This is a genomic window from Pedobacter sp. (assembly GCF_039594775.1).
In the GTDB taxonomy this organism is placed as follows: Bacteria; Bacteroidota; Bacteroidia; order Sphingobacteriales; family Sphingobacteriaceae; genus Pedobacter.
Map to the genome: position 1 here is coordinate 13,724 of NZ_JBCNMT010000009.1, position 18,645 is coordinate 32,368.

General features: G+C 38.0%; 16 protein-coding genes. 4 read left to right on the forward strand and 12 right to left on the reverse strand.

Features of this window, described 5'->3' with window-relative positions; genetic code table 11:
- Positions 1-3: 3 nt before the first annotated feature.
- The 8 genes from ABDV71_RS17575 to ABDV71_RS17610 form a co-directional block, all read right to left on the reverse strand.
- Complete coding sequence (locus ABDV71_RS17575) at positions 4-819, reverse strand: oxidoreductase (protein WP_343534896.1); 816 nt, start codon at positions 817-819, stop codon at positions 4-6.
- Between the two features lie 680 nt (positions 820-1,499).
- A complete protein-coding gene (locus tag ABDV71_RS17580; protein ID WP_343534898.1) occupies positions 1,500-2,294 on the reverse strand; it encodes an acyltransferase family protein in 795 nt (264 codons plus the stop codon).
- A 302-nt stretch (positions 2,295-2,596) separates the two neighbouring features.
- Positions 2,597-3,550 carry a transporter gene (locus ABDV71_RS17585; protein ID WP_343534900.1) on the reverse strand — a complete coding sequence of 318 codons (954 nt, stop codon included), beginning with the start codon at positions 3,548-3,550 and terminating at the stop codon, positions 2,597-2,599.
- A gap of 7 nt (positions 3,551-3,557) precedes the next feature.
- A complete protein-coding gene (locus ABDV71_RS17590) occupies positions 3,558-5,288 on the reverse strand; it encodes an amidohydrolase (RefSeq protein ID WP_343534902.1) in 1,731 nt (576 codons plus the stop codon).
- Positions 5,289-5,572: 284 nt separating this feature from the next.
- Positions 5,573-6,973 carry a S41 family peptidase gene (locus tag ABDV71_RS17595; protein WP_343534904.1) on the reverse strand — a complete coding sequence of 467 codons (1,401 nt, stop codon included), beginning with the start codon at positions 6,971-6,973 and terminating at the stop codon, positions 5,573-5,575.
- A 72-nt stretch (positions 6,974-7,045) separates the two neighbouring features.
- A complete protein-coding gene (locus ABDV71_RS17600) occupies positions 7,046-7,846 on the reverse strand; it encodes a helix-turn-helix domain-containing protein (RefSeq protein ID WP_343534906.1) in 801 nt (266 codons plus the stop codon).
- Positions 7,847-7,878: 32 nt separating this feature from the next.
- A complete protein-coding gene (locus ABDV71_RS17605; RefSeq protein ID WP_343534908.1) occupies positions 7,879-8,232 on the reverse strand; it encodes a DUF2200 domain-containing protein in 354 nt (117 codons plus the stop codon).
- Positions 8,233-8,275: 43 nt separating this feature from the next.
- Positions 8,276-8,860: a hypothetical protein gene (locus ABDV71_RS17610; RefSeq protein ID WP_343534910.1), complete on the reverse strand. Its 585-nt coding sequence runs from the start codon at positions 8,858-8,860 to the stop codon at positions 8,276-8,278.
- Positions 8,861-9,054: 194 nt separating this feature from the next.
- Between ABDV71_RS17610 and ABDV71_RS17615 the strand changes: the two genes are divergently transcribed.
- From ABDV71_RS17615 to ABDV71_RS17630, 4 genes are all read left to right on the forward strand, one after another.
- Positions 9,055-9,570 (forward strand): hypothetical protein, encoded by a 516-nt coding sequence (locus tag ABDV71_RS17615; RefSeq protein ID WP_343534912.1) that lies wholly within the window; start codon positions 9,055-9,057, stop codon positions 9,568-9,570.
- Positions 9,571-9,574: 4 nt separating this feature from the next.
- Positions 9,575-9,781: a helix-turn-helix transcriptional regulator gene (locus tag ABDV71_RS17620; RefSeq protein ID WP_343534914.1), complete on the forward strand. Its 207-nt coding sequence runs from the start codon at positions 9,575-9,577 to the stop codon at positions 9,779-9,781.
- 71 nt (positions 9,782-9,852) lie between these two features.
- Positions 9,853-10,734, forward strand: a complete 882-nt coding sequence (locus ABDV71_RS17625; protein ID WP_343534916.1) for an ABC transporter ATP-binding protein — start codon at positions 9,853-9,855, stop codon at positions 10,732-10,734.
- Positions 10,731-13,883, forward strand: a complete 3,153-nt coding sequence (locus ABDV71_RS17630) for a M1 family aminopeptidase (protein WP_343534918.1) — start codon at positions 10,731-10,733, stop codon at positions 13,881-13,883. The genes ABDV71_RS17625 and ABDV71_RS17630 overlap by 4 nt, the downstream gene beginning before the upstream one ends.
- Positions 13,884-13,974: 91 nt before the next feature.
- On the opposite strand, the gene ABDV71_RS17635 is transcribed toward ABDV71_RS17630, so the two are convergent.
- The 4 genes from ABDV71_RS17635 to ABDV71_RS17650 form a co-directional block, all read right to left on the reverse strand.
- The gene (locus ABDV71_RS17635) at positions 13,975-15,093 is read right to left on the reverse strand and encodes a tetratricopeptide repeat protein (RefSeq protein ID WP_343534920.1); all 1,119 of its coding nucleotides are present in this window, start codon (positions 15,091-15,093) and stop codon (positions 13,975-13,977) included.
- 124 nt (positions 15,094-15,217) lie between these two features.
- Complete coding sequence (locus tag ABDV71_RS17640) at positions 15,218-16,486, reverse strand: Hsp70 family protein (RefSeq protein ID WP_343534922.1); 1,269 nt, start codon at positions 16,484-16,486, stop codon at positions 15,218-15,220.
- A 285-nt stretch (positions 16,487-16,771) separates the two neighbouring features.
- The gene (locus ABDV71_RS17645; RefSeq protein ID WP_343534924.1) at positions 16,772-17,878 is read right to left on the reverse strand and encodes an AAA family ATPase; all 1,107 of its coding nucleotides are present in this window, start codon (positions 17,876-17,878) and stop codon (positions 16,772-16,774) included.
- Positions 17,862-18,572 (reverse strand): RNA ligase family protein, encoded by a 711-nt coding sequence (locus ABDV71_RS17650; protein WP_343534925.1) that lies wholly within the window; start codon positions 18,570-18,572, stop codon positions 17,862-17,864. Before ABDV71_RS17650 ends, ABDV71_RS17645 begins: the two co-directional genes overlap by 17 nt.
- Positions 18,573-18,645 lie beyond the last annotated feature (73 nt).

An 18,645-nucleotide genomic window follows, 5' to 3' on the forward strand; every position in this document is an offset into this window, starting at 1 on the left:
GTTTTACATTTGGCTCATCACAATTTTATCAAAGAGGCGATCGCCCAAATAAGTTCTCATCCATACCATTGGCTTTGCAAATTTGCCCACCCTATATCGGGTTTTTGGCCTTTTGCTATTTACTATTTTAAGTATGGTGTTTGAAATTACGGACGGTTTGGAAGAACCATTCCCTACTGTAGCTTTACGTGTGCCCTCTTCAATTTTCCCCATCATTTCCCTGTAAGCACTATCTTTGTTGATTTTTGCGAACCCATCTAACAGTACTGAGCCAAACTCGGTAGCGATGAAACCTGGTTCAAGAATAACTACGTTGATGTTGAATGGCTTCAGTTCCAGTCTTAAACAATCGCTCAACCCCTCTACAGCATGTTTGCTGGCATGGTACCAAGCACCCATAGGAAAGTACATTTTACCACCCATAGATGAGGTATTGATGATTGTACCTTGTCCAGCTTTGCGCATATACGGAGCCACCTTTTGCGCCATTGCTGCCATGCCAAAAACATTGACCTCAAACTGTCTTCTGGCTTCCCCCAAAGGTACATCTTCAACCGAACCGTACAGTCCATAGCCAGCATTATTCCAGAGGACATCAATTTTACCTTCTTTATCGACAATGGTCCTAATGACCATATCTATTTCTTCCTCGTTGGTTACATCCATTTTTATCGGATGTCCTCCAAGTTTTGCTAGGTCCTGCATCTGTTCAATCCTACGGGCAACGGCATATACCGTATGTCCTTTAGCAATCAGTTGCTTTGCACTTTCTTTTCCCATTCCAGAACTTGCGCCTGTAATCAATATTACTTTTCCCATTTTAGTGTTTTTTTTAACACTACAAAGTTCTGATGTTCAAGCCTTACGTTATCAACACAAATCCACGATAGTTGTATACTTTTTACTGATTTGACCATTTTGGATTTGATAGCTTATAGACTTGCTTCCTTATGTGCTACAAAAAGTAAGGCAATTGTCCGAAGCATATCGATGAAGTAAAGCACAAAAATGAACTTACTTCAGTCCAAACGTCGAACTACTTTCGATAAATTGTATATCGGTAACCTATCAAAACTTATTTTTTTCTGAAAGCCTTCTTGAAGTATACTTTTAACTCATCCTCCCCTTCCTAAATTGCAAATACAATCAAATTATTACCATCATTCATTTAAAATATGCCTAAAAACACGCAAGAACTGAATTATTTGTTACAAAGAACTCTCGTTCCCGCTACTTGGTAAAAGCTCACAGCAATGTGGGCTTTTTTTATCCAAACAACTGTTTCAAAAACGGAAATCTTTCTTCATTACGAATAATAATGGGTGTAAGCACCATCGGAACTGCTACGGACACCAGAAATGCATCCCAACCGAAATAAGGAAATGTTTCAAATATCAAGGTGTACAGAAAGAAGATAATCATATGTGTGAAATACATCACGGTACTGCATTTCCTCAAAAACAAACCATTCCTTATTCCTTCCAATTTTAAATTTACCGTTAAACAGAACAGTGTAATGGGTAGTAGTGAAAATAAAAACGGGGAGACGATTTCAATTTCAATAAACTGAAAAGCGATTGCCAATACCACCATGAACACCATTGCGAACTTGGATATCTGTTTTTATTCATGGCAATCAGTCCGCCAATCATCAGGTAAAACATTCCTGTAAACAGTCTCCCCGTTAAAAACAAGTATTTAATAATTTTACCTACCATCAGTAAAAACTTATTGTGGTTTTCCCCCGTCACTAAATAATTAAAGACCATGGCCATGGCAAAAACCAATATAGAGATATAAAATATGGTTTTAAGTTCCAGTTTTACAAAGATCAAAAGACTGGTAAATGTTAAAGAATAGATCATTGATAGCAAAAACCAAAGGGGCCATGAATAAAAGTTTTCGCCAAAGAAAAAAGTTCCTCTAATGAAAAGCACGATGTCTTTTTCAATAATCAAATCGTCGTGAGCATAATGCCAAAGGGTAACGAGCAAAAAAATGATGGTCCAGTAGATGTACAAAGTGATAATTCTTTTCAAATAAAGCCAAAGGGCATGTAACTGGTTTGTTTTATCGGGGCTTTTATACACTTTTGGAAAAAGAAAAAAGCCCGCTGCTATGAAAAAATAGGGCACCACCAATAGCAATAATCTTTCCCATACTTGAACAAAAACAGGATTAGTAATATCCTTAAAAGGATGTGTATGTCCCGCAACCACCAAAATGGCCAAGAAGAACTTGGTGATGTCAATTCCCTTAAAGTCTTTTCTCTCGAGTGAACGTATCGTATCCATGAAGCAGGCATCTAATTATAACATTAGGCCCTATGGTAATGGCGTAAATCTAGCTTAATCAATGTTGATGAAAGGCAGTAGTGGTTAGGGGTTGATGAGCAATTTAGATTTAAGCGTTAAGGGCTCTTTATTCGTAAAAAATTGGCATTTATCTTCTTGAAAGTGAGCTGCCCACCCTCAAGTTTATCACTGATAAAAAACAAACAATTGAATTATACATCTTGTTTGGCATAAAATCATGGGCATAACAAGCTAATCCCAATATTAACCAAAGGAACTCAAAGGATTTGATGAAATTGGAACTACTTTGTGGGAATCAAAAAGTTAACACCAGTTTGAAAAGCTATCCCGCCAAATCTATTTTCTGTAGCGAAATTCTGTGTCAAACGAGCCATTAACCCTATTTTATGAGGCACAATCCAATAGGAAACAAATCCACCAACTCCTGCGTTTTGGTCCGACAAAAAACTACCTTCTGTCCCCTTGTCATCTGATATTTGTTTGGAATAATGCGCAAACAATCCTACTTCGTCTCCCCTCGAATTTAGAAGATACGAACCTCCTATATCAAAAGTAAGATGACTACCTTCCTTAAAATCGGTATTTTTTTGCCAATGGTTAACTTCCAGTGTTGGGGCAAAACTTAAATTAACTTTTGAATTTGGTTTAAATTTCACAGCCCCACGTATATTCTGCGACCAATAACCATGTCCACCATTATCCAAACTACCATGTTCATATTTCCCAGTGGGGGCCCAAACACCATAGTTTAGGGCGTATTGAAACTTTCCTTGTTTCCATGATAGCCAAATGGGCTGGATATACATATCTCCAAAACCTAAGCTTTTATTAGTGAACACATATCTTCCGGGGCCAGTTTGCAAAGAATAGTAATCTAATGCAATATTGGCAGTAGGGCTATTTAGTGTCGGGATGATCATCATCCCCCAATTGGCATTTAAGATTTTCCCTTTACCTCCATAAATTGCCATTAGGATAAAGGAATGGGTAATTACTTTCTGCTCGATTTGTAAAGAGGTTGGGTTTCCGGGAACTGGATTAATCAATTGATCCGACTTTTTACCCTGGGTATTAAAATAATTCATATTGGCATAGCCGTACCAAACCGGTATGATAAACCCCTCATGTGGCGCAAAATAATCGTTAGGGTTAAATGATGAACCGTTGTAGTGGCCTTGTCCGTAAACGTTTAATCCCGACAGGAAAAAAACGAGCGAATAAATAAGCTTTTTCATACCTGATTTATTTAGTTTTTTTGAACACTGTTTTTCCTTCTTTAATTGTCTCCAACACGCGTATCTCTCTAAGCTTTGTTGGATTAATGGTCAAGGGGTTTTGGTCTAAAATTACCAGATCAGCCAGCTTCCCTTCTTTTAAAGAGCCTTTTTGTTTTTCTTCTTGATATTGATAAGCGGCATTGATGGTAATTGCTTTCAGAGCATCCAAAACATCGATGCGTTCATTGGGACCTAATACCATTCCAGAACGTGTAATGCGATTAGTGGCAGCATAAACACCTGTCAACAGATCGGGAGGGGTAACTGGCGAGTCGTGATGAATGGTAAAAATAATTCCGGCATCTTTTGCCGATTTTGCAGGGCTAATAAATGCCGCCCTTTTAGGTCCAAAAACACTTTGGTAATGCCAATCGCCCCATAAATAAACATGGGAAGAGAAATAGGAAGGAATAACTCCAACTTCTTTTATTTTAGCAATATGATCGGGCCTACTATTTTGAACGTGGATTAACGTAGCCCTCATTTCTGGTTTATAGATGCCCTCCTCTTTCAGTTTGCCTATTACGCGAAGCGCTTGATCAATTGCAGCATCGCCATTCACATGAAGCTGAGCAGTAATATGATGGGTAAAAATGGTTTTCAAATCTGCATAGAGGGTTTCATCCGTAAAAATGGGAAAGCCTTTATAGCTTGCAGATTGTCCTTCTGGCGGAATCAGGTAGGGCTCGGTCAACCAAGCTGTTTTGCCTTGGGGAGAACCATCATCAGAAAATTTAAATCCTCCAAACTTCAGCCTTTTTTCATATTTCATGTAATGGGGCTGAAAGGACTCCCACTCTTTTCTATTGGCGTCAAAATCTGGAAAATAAATGATATCTGCTTTTAGCAAGTTTTTTTCCGCAGCCTCTTTCAACAAACCTATGCTCACTCCCATCGATCGTCCATCACAAATAGTGGTTTGTCCATAGCTTAACCATTCATCCTGAGCCTTTACAAAATCTTTTAACGATTGAGGCAGTCCATCAGCTGGGGCTTTGGGTTTGGGCATCATTTCAGTGAGCTTGATCAAAGCCGCAAAACTGGCATTTTCTTCTAGCTTACCATTCAATCGATGGGTTTTGGCATCTCTTCCATAGTGCCCCCCTTCGGGATCTTTTACGTCTTCAGAAATATTCAATAATTTTAGCATAGCTGTGTTGACCACACTGGCATGACCAGAAGCATGAATAACAATAATAGGATTTGTAGCGCTAACCGCATCTAGCTCCTGCCTAGTGGGATGTCGATGTTCAATCATGATTGCATCATCGTAACCATTTCCCAAGAGCGGTGTAGTGGGCGACAACTTGTTTTTATGGATAACTTCTTTTAAGGTTCTTTGTAGATCAGGAATAGCATTTACCGTTCCGTAAGGACTTGGCGAAAGGTCAATAGCCTGTTCCATACCAGCTCTGGAGGTAATATGACCATGCGCATCGATAAAACCGGGCAGTAATGTTTTTCCTTTTAAATCTATTTGCTTAGTACTTTCCCCAACAAATGCCTGAGCCTTGTTTTTGGTGCCTACAAAGATGATTTTGCCATTTTTCACTACTAAAGCTTCCGCCTCGGGCAAATCCTCTTCCATAGTGATGATGGTACCACCAAAATACACGGCATCGCCTTGATCTTTATTCCTGCAACTGAATAAAACGATACAGCACAGAAAAAGAAGATACTTTGAAATATTTTCCATACGTCAATTTGATTTTGTAATTATTCCTAATTTTATTTGTTTTAAAACTGAATTTCAGAACAAAGACTTCTTAAATAGGTAGTACTTAAATATTTTAACCGAACGGTAGTAAGGATTTTTCGCCGACTTCTTATGGACGCAAATTTGTGATCAAGGCTAGATATCATTCTATGCAAAACGAAGCAATTAACACAGAAAAGCTCTTTTCTTATAACAAGATACTCATTTTAGGTGAATATGACTAGTTTATTATATACTTTCTTTTTAATAGTTACTGAGGGGTACTATTCTTCTTCCAAATATTTTACGGCAAAAGCCACCCAATCTTTTACGGATTTATCCATATAAACATCGGGCTGTATGCCAATATTATCTATCGGATAATCTGGTAAACGCAGTGCCCTGTAGGTTGGCATGAATACTTGATAACCAGGACAGCCAAAATCTACCAAATAAGCATTTCCATAGTCTAAAGCGCCATAGCTTGGAATACCTAGTATTTTAACTTTTTTGCTTTGTTTGGCCACAAATAAAAAGTACTCTGCAGAACTTCCCGAACCTTTATTAGCAAGAATTACGATATGTTTGGGGCTTTTTGGAGCAACTTCCACATTCTCTATATAAATGGGCAGACCTGTATTGTTAAAATTAACAAACTGTCCCAAATTGGCTTTCAGGGTTGCAATGTTCTTATCTGTATTAGTAGTAGGCGTATTTTTATCCAGCGTTTTTTTATAGGCCTCCAAATTATTGATATAGGTTTGCGTAGCCAAAAACTCGGCTCCAGTATTTCTGATAGATTTCCCCATGATATAGGGTAACAGCTTCTGATAGGCATCTGTAGTACCTCCTGGATTACCCCGAAGATCGATAATCAAATTTTCACTGTTCTCAAGCCCTGCTTTATTGTCATCAATTAACTGAGTGATTTGTTTCAAATATTGATATTCGAAGCTCGGCAATTTTAGCACGGCTGTTTTAGCTGTTAGTTTTTTAAAGTAAAAACCTTCTAGCTCATTTAATCGACTAGCAACCGCCTCCTTATTTGCAGGCTCTGGACTTTGTTTTACCAAGGCAACACTTACTTCATTCAAAAACAAAACACCCTCTTTGTAAAAAATATAATTCCCTGTTTTTAAGGATTTGTCTCGCAAGGCATACTCAAATGTACCATTGGAGAACAATTTAAACTTAATTTCTTTGGGTTTCCATTGGGTTGATTCTGCTTCTATAATAAAACCATCATATTCGCCTTTACCCAACTTTTTAACACCAATACGGTAACCATCTGTTGACCAAATTCCCTCTAAGCTGTCTTTTGTTTTGTTAACCTGTTTTTGAAAATCTTGGATATCAATGTTCACACTTTCCACCGACCCCGTTATACTATTAGAAAAAGGTGCACCATTAGCGCCCACCCATAAATGTGGGTCTTTAAAGAAATCGGTATATTGTTTCAGCAGTTTCTGACATCCTAAACTATCTGTCTGTTTAGCTTGCTTGGTTAAATTTTCCTTAAAGCCATTATATAGAAAAGCTTCTTTAGTTTTTGCTGAAAATCCTGGATATTCAGTTTCAACCTTTTTAATGAGTTGACTTAACACTTGTTCACAAGGACAGTTAGTTTGCTGTGCAGCTATGGATAATGGAAATAGTAAGGTAAGTAGATAAAGCAGTTTCTTCATATTTAATGAGCTATTTGTGTGGCCACAAAGGTAATTTGTGGCCTCTCATCAAAATAGTAAAAATGTAAACCACTAAATAAATAGCCAAAGGTTGCCCTGTTGCGTATCTACCTTTTTGAAAAAATGATGGGGATTAACATGAGTAAGTTGTTTAAAATCCTTAACCAAATGCGATTGGTCGTAAAACAAACTATCGTAAGACAATTCTGTTAAATTTTTGGCTTCCCGCTGCTTAATCACCGTTTTTCTGAAGCGATGTATTTTTCGGTATTCGGCGGCTGGTTTACCGATATTTTTAGTGAAAATCTTATTGAGGTACTGTCTGGAAAAACCTCGCTTTTGAGCAATATCGTCAATCTTCAAATCGGTCTCTACATCAGTTAAAATGCTTTCCATCAAACTGAGGTCGTCGCTGTTTAATTTTGAAAGCCAATATTGTTCTAAGTGCTCTCGCTGAAGTTCCCTATCCTGCTCTTCCAATATTTCTTTCATAGAAGTAATGAAATCTGGAAACGGATTGAAGTCCTTGGCATTTTGCTGTTTAAAAAGAGATTGTACATCGTTAACAAAACGATTAATTCCCAAGGGTTTAAAATAAATGGTGATTTCAATCGCCGCTCCCTCAAAAAGCACTTCGATTGGAGCCGTATAACGAGCCACATAATTGGCCACAATATTTTGTTGTGAGGAAGGTTTAATGACAAACTTAGTTTCCTGCATTTCAATCTCAATATCCTTACTTACAGATACGATAAAAAAATTATTAGGAAATGTCCAGTAATGTAGTGGCTTGGGTATTTTGCTTGGCGAAATAAAGTAATACCCTTCTATAAATTTACTTAAACCCTCATGCTTGGGCCTATAAAATTCCATCTCCATCTTTTCTGCTACTCGTTATTACAAATTTACTTCCTTAAAATTTTCTCCATGGCTTTTCCTTTGGCCAATTCATCAATTAGTTTATCCAAATAACGTATTTGCTGCATTAATTTTTCTTCGATGTCCTCTACACGGTACCCACAAATGACGCCCGTAATTTTTGAAGCATTGGGATTAAGTTGGGCCTGCGCAAAGAAATTCTCAAAATCTGTTTTATTGTCGATATGCTGTTGCAAGGTTTCGGCATTGTAACCCGTTAGCCAAAATATAATCTCATCTACTTCTGCCTTGGTACGTCCTTTTTTCTCGGCTTTGGCAAGATAATGCGGATAAACACTAGCAAACGACATTCGGTAAACTCTGGTATTATTCGGATTCATATGGATTGCTTTTGATTTTCAAAACTACAATTTAAGGAAATATCTAAGCTCCAAATTGACTTGCCTTTGTAAAAGCTTTTAGCTTTTTGGCAAATTCATCCCTTACTTCCTTAGGCAGTCCCTTTAATTTTAAGTTGATATTGGGTTCGTTTAGATTGCACTTTCCTTCCTCATTACAATAGAATTTGATATGGTAAAGGTATTTTTTGCGGTTGTAAAAAATGATGAACGATACTTTGACGTCATTATCTGCATTACCACAATAAAAGAAAGGAATGAAAACCGCTTTATTACCCTTATATTCAGTAAGCCAAATATCCTTTTCCCTAAACAAAATCATTTCCATTTGATAGTTTTTATCATCAAAAATGATTTCTTGGGCGAAGTTTTTATTCTTAAGCAGGGCTCGAAGCTTGGTTTTATGCCCATCAAAAGGTGGCTTATCTGGATTACATAATGCATTTACATTTACCGTAAGCTTATTTTCCCCATTCTTGTCCTTCCACACTTTATGAATTTCGATGGAATCGGTATGAACAATTTGTGCTATGGCAGGCTGGCTACCTATCATCAACAAAAAAAACAGCATTTTAATTAAACTGCCTATGATATTTTGAATTTTCTTCATTTCTAAGATTACAAATGAGGTGCTAAAATGTTCATACACCTGAAAGCTACATCGCTCATCAAGTTACAATTTAAGGATAATAATCCAATCTCAAAGAATAGCCTACCAAACACAAAATAAAAAAATACAACAATTAATTATTGTTTTACGATAATTAATTATATTTTTGCATTGATTATTTAAATAGCGATTTTATGCAACAAACCAAATTCATCGCCAAGATTTTATATTATATCAGCTTAGTACTTGCTACAGGCTATCTAGGTTCTGTCCTTTATTCAATATTTTGTATCGTGACCGGCTTGGGCAGCCAGGCTTATAGTAACGGACAGTTTCTGCGTATCTTTTTTCCCTTTACCGAACAACCTTTTATGATTGTAGACAATAATGCCGCTTATATTATTGTTGCCTTTGCACTACCTCTATCGCTTTACGGTATTTTCTTTTGGATGGCCGCAAGGGTTTTCAAGGTGTTTTTGCAACCTAAATTGTTCACTAGGGAAAACATTGTAGAACTTAAAAGATTTTATGTGCTCAACATTTTTGTGCCCCTGCCCGTTTCCATACTTGCCTCGTTATTTATTCCTGTAGAAACTATCATTTGGGGTTTGGGGCTTGTCCATTTCTTTTTGGGTATTTTCGCGTTTTTCCTTGCGGGGATTTTTGCCCAGGGCGTTAGCTTACAAAAGGAACAGGATTTATTTATTTAACGATATGCCGATAGTAGTAAATTTAGATGTGATGTTGGCCAAGCGAAAAATGCAGAGCAAGGAATTGGCAGAAAAACTGGGAATTACACCTGTTAACCTTTCTATTTTAAAAACGGGAAAAGCTAAGGGCATCCGCTTTGATACGCTGGAAGCCATTTGTAAAATATTGGATTGCCAACCTGGCGATATACTGGAATACACCGAGAGATAAACAAAAAACATATCAATTTTTAAAGCAACGAAAAGCGTTGCCTGACCTTTTATTGCCTAAACTTTTTAAAAATGAACACCCTTGTTATTCAAAATTTAAACCTGGTGTATGCCAATCAACATCAGGCCCTCCGCAATGTCAACCTTGAAATTGGCAACGGCATGTTTGGACTGCTGGGCCGCAATGGCGCAGGAAAGTCATCTTTAATGAAAACCATTACCACCCTACAAAAACCTACTTCGGGAAGCATTTTCTTCAACGGAGTGGATGTGGTTAAAAATCCACTGGAAATCAAAAAGCATCTTGGCTTTTTGCCCCAAGATTTTGGGGTATATCCTAAGGTTAATGCTTATGATTTACTGAATCACATTGCCATATTGAAAGGCATTAAAGATGCTTCGCAACGCAAAAACCAAATCCTTAATTTATTGGAGAAAGTAAACCTCCAAGAGTTCAACAAAAAGGAAGTTCATACCTTTTCGGGCGGCATGAAACAGCGTTTTGGTGTAGCACAGGCACTTTTGGGCAATCCTAAAATTATTATTGTTGATGAGCCTACTGCCGGTTTGGACCCCGAGGAACGTAACCGTTTCAATACTTTATTAAGTGAAATTAGCGAGGAAGTAATTGTTATACTATCGACCCATTTGGTTGAAGATGTAAGGAACCTCTGCAGTGAAATGGCCGTGATGAATCAAGGAGAGATTTTACAAAAAGGCAGGCCAAAAGAAATGCTGGCACAAATTGAAGGAAAAATTTGGAGCAAGAAAATTGACAAGCATGAGTTGGCAAGCTATCAATCGGAGCATGAAGTTATCAGTCACCAGCTGATCGAAAAAGAAATGCATATCACCGTGTTTTCCGATATATCCATCAGTGGTTTCGAAGCTATCAATCCTAGCCTTGAGCATGTTTATTTTCATTGTCTGCACACTAAAACATTGGTACCATGAACCCATTTTTCAACTTTGATTTCAGGCAAATCAGAAAAAGACTTGCCAATGTGCTGATTATTTTGGCTTTGCTGGCTTTCGGTGTGTTTACAGGCTCACAGTTTAATCTTACCGTTGGTGAAGGGGTTTACCTCAATTCGCCCTACACCATTGGTTTTATGACAGGATTGCTAAGCCTTTCCATTATCTTTATGGCTACTGTAATTGCTAACCAACTGTTATTTAAAGAATTTGATTCCGGTTCGGATGCCATTATTTTCTCGCTTCCAGTTTCAAAACTGGCTTATTTAAAAGGTAGATTTCTGGCATTCTTTGTCATTACCTTCTGCTGTTTTACGATGATGATGATTGGCTTTACCATTGGTCAGCAAATGCGGACAGGAACAGAAATTAAAGCAGGTTTTCATTTGATGCACTACCTGTTGCCCCTGTTAACCTTCGGTATTTTTAATTCGTTTTTGGTTTGTAGTGTATTGTTTCTAATGGCTTTTTCTACCCGTAAAAAACTATTGGTTATTGTGGGTGGTTTGTTGCTTTATGTAGTTTACATGGTGTCGTTGCTCTTTTCCAACTCGCCTTTTATGGCTGGGGCACTTCCTCAATCTATTACTGCGCAAAAAATATCGGCCATTTTAGACCCTTTTGGGCTTTCAGCTTATTTTTTTGAAAGCCGAGATTTTAGTCCGGCGCAGAGGAATACGATATCGGTGCCTTTTGGCGGTTATGTAATGCTCAACCATTTCATTTTCACCCTGCTTTCTGCACTATTTTTAATCCTTGGTTATTTTTCCTTCTCCTTTTCTCCGGCATCTGGCAAAAGAAAAAACAACAAATCAAAAACTACAGCCTTACCCAGCAATACGGCCAAGCTGTTTACAACAAACACCTATTTTGATTTTCCTCAAAGCCTAAAGTCCATCTTATCATTTGCCAAAAAAGACTGTACCTATTTGTTTAAGAGCATTAGCATCGTTGCCATTTCATTGTTATTACTTTTTAATTGTGGGATGGAAATGTATGCCGAAATTGAAAAGGGTATTCGCATTCCACAGAAATATGCTAGTGCGGGATTAATGGCCACCACCATTATGCAGAATTTCCATTTAATAGGTATGCTTATTTTGGTGTATTTTGTAAACGATGTGTTTTGGAGAAGCCATGCTTCGAGGTTTTCGCTCATCGAAAACAGCACTTATTTTTCCAATACCAAAGCAAAGGGACATTTCATTTCTATTTCCATCTTACTTTTATTCTTCTCCATACTATTGATCATAGAAGGGCTGATATTTCAATGGATGTACCATTATTTCCATATCGATTGGGAAGCCTACTTGGGCGTGTTCCTATTTTGCACCTTTCCATTAATGTTATTTGCTGGCTTATTGATATGGCTTAATCAGGTGAGTAGGAATAAGTTTTTGGCTTTAGGGATTTCTATTTTGGCCTTGCTGTTAGTTTTTCCCCCCATTGCAAAAAAAATATTTGCTAATCCTTTGCTTCGGATATTCTCCGATTTCAAAGGAGAGTTTAGCGACTTTAATGGTTTCGGTCCTTATGCCAGCTCTTTTGCCTTAAGGCTAATTTTTGGTGTCTGCATTATGTTGTTCATCGTTTTGTTTGTTAGCTTATTCAAAAACAGGAAGTTTCGGCTAGCTAGCCTTTGCTATGGAATAGCGTTATCAGCTGTCGGCCTTTTCTCTGGAAAAGCCTTTCTAACCGGTTATGAACCTAAGCAGAAATGGGCAGCGCAACAATTTGCGGCTCAATATGAAAAGCAGTACCAAAAATTTGAAAAGCTGCCCCAACCTACCATTACTTCGGTAAAAACCAATATTCATTTGTTTCCTTCCCAACATTCGTATCGTATTGAAGGGACTTACCAACTGGAAAATCTTAGCGATAAAGCCATTAAAAGCATCCTATTCCATTTTCATCCCGATCTAAACCTACAATCGGCGCAATTAAAAGTTGGCGATAGGTCTTTAAATATTGACCAACGCATTTCGGAAGTTCAATTACCCCAGGCTTTGCAACCCAATGAAAGTGCCGTTTTGACTTTTAAAATTGCCTATCAGTGGTTTCCTTCAAACGGGCATCAGCCTTTTAACAGCATTATTGAAAATGGTACTTTCTTGAGGGTAAGCAGATACTTTCCGGGCATTGGCTATCAGACAGGTTATCAACTACAGGATGAAAAGGAACGATCGGCATTTGGTCTGGCAAAACTTAAACCCATTAAAAAAGTAACAGAAGCTGCGGTTTACCAAAAGGATTTCATCAATTTGGACATGACCATTTCTACCGAAGCTGCACAAACAGCCGTAGGTACAGGCGACCTGCAAAAGCAATGGCAAAGTGGAGGGCGAAATTATTTTCAGTACGTGGCCAATAGCATTCCTTTTCGTTTTGGACTTTCTTCGGCTGTTTATCAAAAACAGTCGGCCAGTTACCAAGGCATTGCCATTAACGTTTTTTATCACCCCAAGCATTACGAAAACGTTACACACTTACTTAAAAACGCTCAGCTTACGCTAGATTACTGTACCCGTAATTTTGGGAAATATCCTTTCAATAGCATTAATTTTGCAGAAGTTTCTTCATTTACCCGAGGCTTTGCCGCAACAGCCTATCCATCTGCCATTTTTATGCCCGAAGACATGATCTTTCACTCCAACATTCATGCGGATAAGAAACAGGACGTGATCAATGAGCTTGCCGGACACGAGCTTTCCCATTTGTGGTGGGGCAATAGTGGGATTAACCCTGATGACAGAGAGGGAGCTGTGATGCTTACTGAGACCTTGGCCATGTACACCGAGATGATGCTATACCAAAAAATGCACGGTAAAGCCAAAATGCAGGAAAGGGTGAAAATGCACCGACAGATTTACGATGCGGAAAAGGGCTTTTCGGAAAATCAACCTCTTTACAAAGTAACCGCCAACAACAGCCATATCTCCTATTCTAAAGGAGCGGTAGCCATGGTAAAACTCAGTGAATTGATTGGCGAGGACAAAGTGAATCTTGCGCTGCGGAATTTCCTTAACCATAATGCTTATCCTAAAAAACCTAGTTCTTTAGATTTGCTGGCGGAGTTTTATGGGGTTAGTCCTGAAAGGAGGAATGAGATTGATAAGTTGTTCAAGTAGTTACATTTAAATTTCAAACTTCTTGAATAACATCCCTCGCAGACTTCCTAAAATCTGCGAGGTTCTAAGATCAATAGTTCGAAATGAATATTTATCGTGTAATTGCGATAAACCTTGGATCATTCCATAAGTTTTGGAGATGTGGGAACTGCCTAGCATCTTCCTTCAATTCAGGTTCTAAATTAAATGTCTGTTCTAATAGAGCCAAACATTCTTCGGTTTCAGATTGCAGATTCTTAATAATTGCCATTTGATAGTAACTCCAAGAGAAAGGTTGAAGTTTATTTAAACTATCGAAAACGGCAATTGCCTCTTCAAATTTGTTTAGGCTTTGTAAGTGCAAACCTTTACAGTAACCTAATTGATATTGTGCATCAGGCATTAAGGTTTGGTGGTAATGATCAAACTCTTTGATTGACTCGGCTTCAGGCAGCATGGAAAAGGTTGCTAACAGTAATTGAATAGCCATATGCTCGCTATGATAATTGGCAAAAAGCTTTTTTACCGATGACAGTGCGGCCTGTACCTTACCATTTTTAAGATTAAATTGAATGATGTAAATGAGGGCATTTGGATGCTCCGGATCGTTCTCAAGAATCTTTTCTACAGTATTGATAAACTCGCCTTCATTTTCTTCAGTCATCATATCATAAAGCAAATCCATTTTATTTTCCAATACTCCAACATGATTTGGCTCTATCGCCAATGCCTTATTAAAATAATCCAAAGCTTGCGCTTTATCTCCTTTCTGAACATAAAGTGAGCCTTTATTGGCATAGGCCAACGTTGCATGTTCATCCAATTCCAAAGCTTTATCAAACAATTCGAGTGCATTTTCCAAATCGCCTCTTTCCATTTGAAAAGCTCCGTACCCTATATATTTGTCTACTTGATCCGGTTCTACGTTCCCTTTGACATGCTCTGGATTTGGTGTAATTTTAATATCTACAATTTCTCCAGAATCTAGTGCCTGATTAAAATCTGTTACTGCATGTTCGTTCAAACGTTTCAAACTTTCGATTACTTGAGCAGTTTGAGGTCCATCTAACCCTTGTTTCTGTAAGGCAACCTCTACATTTTCGTACTGCAGTTTTTGTTCAAAATAGATGGTTTTTGCAAATGCCAAAATTTCTCTGCGATACTGTTCTGAATTGAATGTTTCATCATCAATTCGCTTTTTCTTTGGTTTTAAGAAATCAAATAATCCCATGGTTTAAATTGGAGCTAGCTATTTAAGCACGAACGTTTATAATTAAATGTAAATGAGATTACAAAGTAATCAAAGTTTACCTGAATATGAAGTTTTTCCAGATATACGAATTACTTTGTACGTATTAGTCTTCGAATAGATAGCCACTATAGGCCAAACCTTTGGCCACACTTTTAAAGTTGTCTCCAGAATTGAGGGCCAAGTGCGGGAATTTGCTTTTAAACAATTCCTGAATGCTTGCCACCATTGAGGTACCTCCTGTTAAAAACAAACTATCAATTTTTGACACTTCGATATGGTTTGCCAACATAAACTCGTCAAGGTAGGCGGCAATACGGTCCACATCCTTTTTAATGATCTGTTGATAATCGGTCAATAGAACTTCCTCCTCAATATCGATTTCCATTTGATGGTAGGTAAAGCGGGTTTGCGCTTCGCTTGATAAGGTGATCTTTGTTTTCTCGATGGCTTGAAATACCGAATAGCCCAAGTTGTTTTCGATAAGGGTAATCAGGTTTTTAAACTTTCGGTCTTTGCCTGAGAAATAATAATAGTCGTCGATATCTTTTTTAATACGCTGCCCATTAAAGAAGTTCATTTGGTCCCAGGAGCAAATATTGGCAAATAAAGATTTGGGTACCGTAAGCACTTTTCCGGGCGTAGCCTCGTAGGTAGTATGTTTACCAAAATAAGGTGTTCCGCGTTCCCACATAAAAGCCGAATCAAAACTATCGCCGCCAATATAGATTCCGCCTGTAGCCATCATGTCTTTCTTCCGGTCTTTACTTCCAACTTTAGCTGGATCAAGTATTAAATAAGTAAAATCGGTGGTACCTCCGCCCAAATCACCCACTAAAACATGTTCCTTTTTGCTTAAGGTTTTCTCGTAGGCAAAGGCCGCACCGATGGGCTCAAATTGAAAACGCACTTGTGTAAAACCTGCAATTTCAGCCGCTTTGTTTAATCTATTTTGCGCCAAAGTATCTTTCTGTACATTATCGTCGTCAAAAAACACTGGTCTTCCAATAATTGCTTTCTGCACATTTTGCCCGACTATTTGATCGGCCCTACTTTTCAGTTCTTTTAAAATGATTGCCACTAGATCTGAGGCATTGTATCGCCTATTGTGGATACGGGTTTCGGTGAAGCTGCTTCGTGATAATATCTGCTTAATGGATTTTATGAAACGTCCCTTCATGCCATCATTCAGATAAGCATTAATGGCATCCTCTCCCACTACGTAATTTTTCTCGGCTCCGGTGTTTAGCTGGTGATAAAAATAAATCAACGAAGGGATAATAATGGTACTGTGTATTTCTTTCGAATCTTCGTCGTAAATAGCCAAAGCAGAATTGGTGGTACCGAAGTCGATACCATATAAAAATCGTTTCATGAGAAGGGAAGCTAAACCAATAAAATTTTAGGGGCGACGAAGTTATGAAAAATTTTCAATGTTACTATCATTCCAAATACCCTCTCTGTTCTTCAAACATCTCTCCCTCAAAAGGAGAAAGAAGCTTTTGGGAAAGTTTGTACATACTTCCCACTAGATTAGCCTATGATTGGCTTGTGACCATACCGCAATGGGCTATAACAATAAGATCAAGGAAAAGCAATCATCTAAAAGGTTGCCACATTCTATTGTAGAAATATGGCAACCCTATTTTAGTGAAGTAAACTACCCAATGTGATAAACCACCTGATGTGCTTCCCATCCTACAGGTACTTCCAGCTTATTTGCAAGTTTATCCAAAACTGCTTTAGGCACTATAGCCTCACGATTTTTATTCTGTATGTGCAAATTTTCGTATGGAACTTCGAGGTAAATTATTTTTACATTAGCATCATAAGTTAAAAACAAGTCTATCAATTGCATTCTCATTTGATTTGTGGTATTGGTCGCATTCCAAATGAAAGAAATTTGGTCACGTAAAAACACCCTTGCTCTTGCCTTTGCTTCCTGAATAATTTGGCCATTGCCTTTTTTATCATCAGGAGCAATACCTTTCTCTGTCCGCAGTTCATCTAATGAAATAACAGGCCAATCAGCATAGTTCTTTTTAATAAATGTATCTTTTCCTGCACCAGGTAAACCACTTAACATTATCACTTCAAATTTAGCGGGCTCAAAAGGAACGTAATCTACATAAGCTTCTTCATTTTGGAGGTAATACATTTTTGCATCAGCCGATACAAAGTTCCGTGCTTGTCCCCAACAATTATTCTCCTTGCAAAATTCTTCAAAACATGCTACCCTATACAACATCTCTTCTTGATCTTCACAAATTCGACCTAACATATCAGCTCTAGCCAACAAAGCAAGCCATTTAGTATTTACTTCCATACTCACCCTTATCAAAGTTTTCAAAGGGTCTGGCTTTTCAAACAACCAAATTGGCAAACCGTGATAACGTACCAAACCCACTATCTGTTCTCGAAATTCAAACGGCGTTGGCAGTTCTTTGTATAGCAATTTCCTTGCAAACTGCGCTCCTTTACGGGCATGTCCATGAGAAGTGATGCTTCCATCAGCCTCTTCAACCGTAGTGCTATATTTCTCTACATCGTGCAATAAAGCTGCCGCCCACAACAATTCTTGTTCTTGTTCTTCTAGTTGAAGGAAATCGTCTTGTACCTGTAATGCATCTAATACCATTTGCGTATGTACAGCTACATTTCCCTCTGCATGATAACGAGAATCCTGAGGAACCTCGTTCATGCGTTTTACCCAATCAAACCGCTGCGCTAAATCGCTCCAATTTTTGCTATTATAAATGGTCCACATACCTACCTCCTTCATTTAACAATGGTGCTCTTTTCCATTGTCGTGTCCAATGTTCATTTGTTTTTACATGTCCCTTACGAACATATTTAAATAGGTTGTCAGTAAAATCATCTACCAAGTAAGCCTCTTCATTTCTACTAACAATTCCTTCGATGGTTGCTGGTTGCTCATCCATTACATCATAAGGTTCAAAGCTGCCACGCCCTTCTACCAGCGATAATATTTCCTGCTGAAACAGCGGTTGATCTTGAGGAGTTTTTTCCCTCTTGAGTACCGGAACAGTAGGTAAATCGAGCAGTCCAGCATAAAATTGTGTTTCTTCCCAACTTAACCAATGGTCAAATTCTCGAATAGCAAAAACATAGAAATGATGTTCTAGTTGACGATATTCGATGGAATGAATCGCATATAAGTTCTCTCCAAAAATCTCCAAATTACCCAAATCATTTTTGATGCTTTGCCAGTAACGTCTAATGCTTGCTGTCCATGGAGAAGTTGTTGGTGCTGCATGCGAACGTGCAAACACTCCATATTTGGATAAGCAATTATTTTCGCCATCCAATTTCTCGGTATGAATTAAATTGGGAATGCGTTGAATTTTTTCCCAATAGTCGTGCGCTATTCTATCATCGCTAGTGGTCCCTGGCGAAAAAGGATAGTGATAGGTACGACCATATTTTTGTGATATAGCCATGTATCAATATTTTAAATTAAAAAAATAGAAAATTGCCTCCTTCCCGAGCGGGAAAGACCATTAATAGGTTATG

Excerpts from the sequence above, each read along its gene's own strand:
- ABDV71_RS17610 (WP_343534910.1), bottom strand. The coding sequence starts at position 8,860 with ATGAAGAAAATTCAAAATATCATAGGCAGTTTAATTAAAATGCTGTTT.
- ABDV71_RS17620 (WP_343534914.1), top strand. The coding sequence starts at position 9,575 with ATGCCGATAGTAGTAAATTTAGATGTGATGTTGGCCAAGCGAAAAATG.
- ABDV71_RS17645 (WP_343534924.1), bottom strand. The coding sequence starts at position 17,878 with ATGTGGACCATTTATAATAGCAAAAATTGGAGCGATTTAGCGCAGCGG.
- ABDV71_RS17605 (WP_343534908.1), bottom strand. The coding sequence starts at position 8,232 with ATGAATCCGAATAATACCAGAGTTTACCGAATGTCGTTTGCTAGTGTT.
- ABDV71_RS17630 (WP_343534918.1), top strand. The coding sequence starts at position 10,731 with ATGAACCCATTTTTCAACTTTGATTTCAGGCAAATCAGAAAAAGACTT.
- ABDV71_RS17625 (WP_343534916.1), top strand. The coding sequence starts at position 9,853 with ATGAACACCCTTGTTATTCAAAATTTAAACCTGGTGTATGCCAATCAA.
- ABDV71_RS17650 (WP_343534925.1), bottom strand. The coding sequence starts at position 18,572 with ATGGCTATATCACAAAAATATGGTCGTACCTATCACTATCCTTTTTCG.
- ABDV71_RS17595 (WP_343534904.1), bottom strand. The coding sequence starts at position 6,973 with ATGAAGAAACTGCTTTATCTACTTACCTTACTATTTCCATTATCCATA.
- ABDV71_RS17600 (WP_343534906.1), bottom strand. The coding sequence starts at position 7,846 with ATGGAATTTTATAGGCCCAAGCATGAGGGTTTAAGTAAATTTATAGAA.
- ABDV71_RS17575 (WP_343534896.1), bottom strand. The coding sequence starts at position 819 with ATGGGAAAAGTAATATTGATTACAGGCGCAAGTTCTGGAATGGGAAAA.
- ABDV71_RS17580 (WP_343534898.1), bottom strand. The coding sequence starts at position 2,294 with ATGGATACGATACGTTCACTCGAGAGAAAAGACTTTAAGGGAATTGAC.
- ABDV71_RS17585 (WP_343534900.1), bottom strand. The coding sequence starts at position 3,550 with ATGAAAAAGCTTATTTATTCGCTCGTTTTTTTCCTGTCGGGATTAAAC.
- ABDV71_RS17635 (WP_343534920.1), bottom strand. The coding sequence starts at position 15,093 with ATGGGATTATTTGATTTCTTAAAACCAAAGAAAAAGCGAATTGATGAT.
- ABDV71_RS17590 (WP_343534902.1), bottom strand. The coding sequence starts at position 5,288 with ATGGAAAATATTTCAAAGTATCTTCTTTTTCTGTGCTGTATCGTTTTA.
- ABDV71_RS17615 (WP_343534912.1), top strand. The coding sequence starts at position 9,055 with ATGCAACAAACCAAATTCATCGCCAAGATTTTATATTATATCAGCTTA.
- ABDV71_RS17640 (WP_343534922.1), bottom strand. The coding sequence starts at position 16,486 with ATGAAACGATTTTTATATGGTATCGACTTCGGTACCACCAATTCTGCT.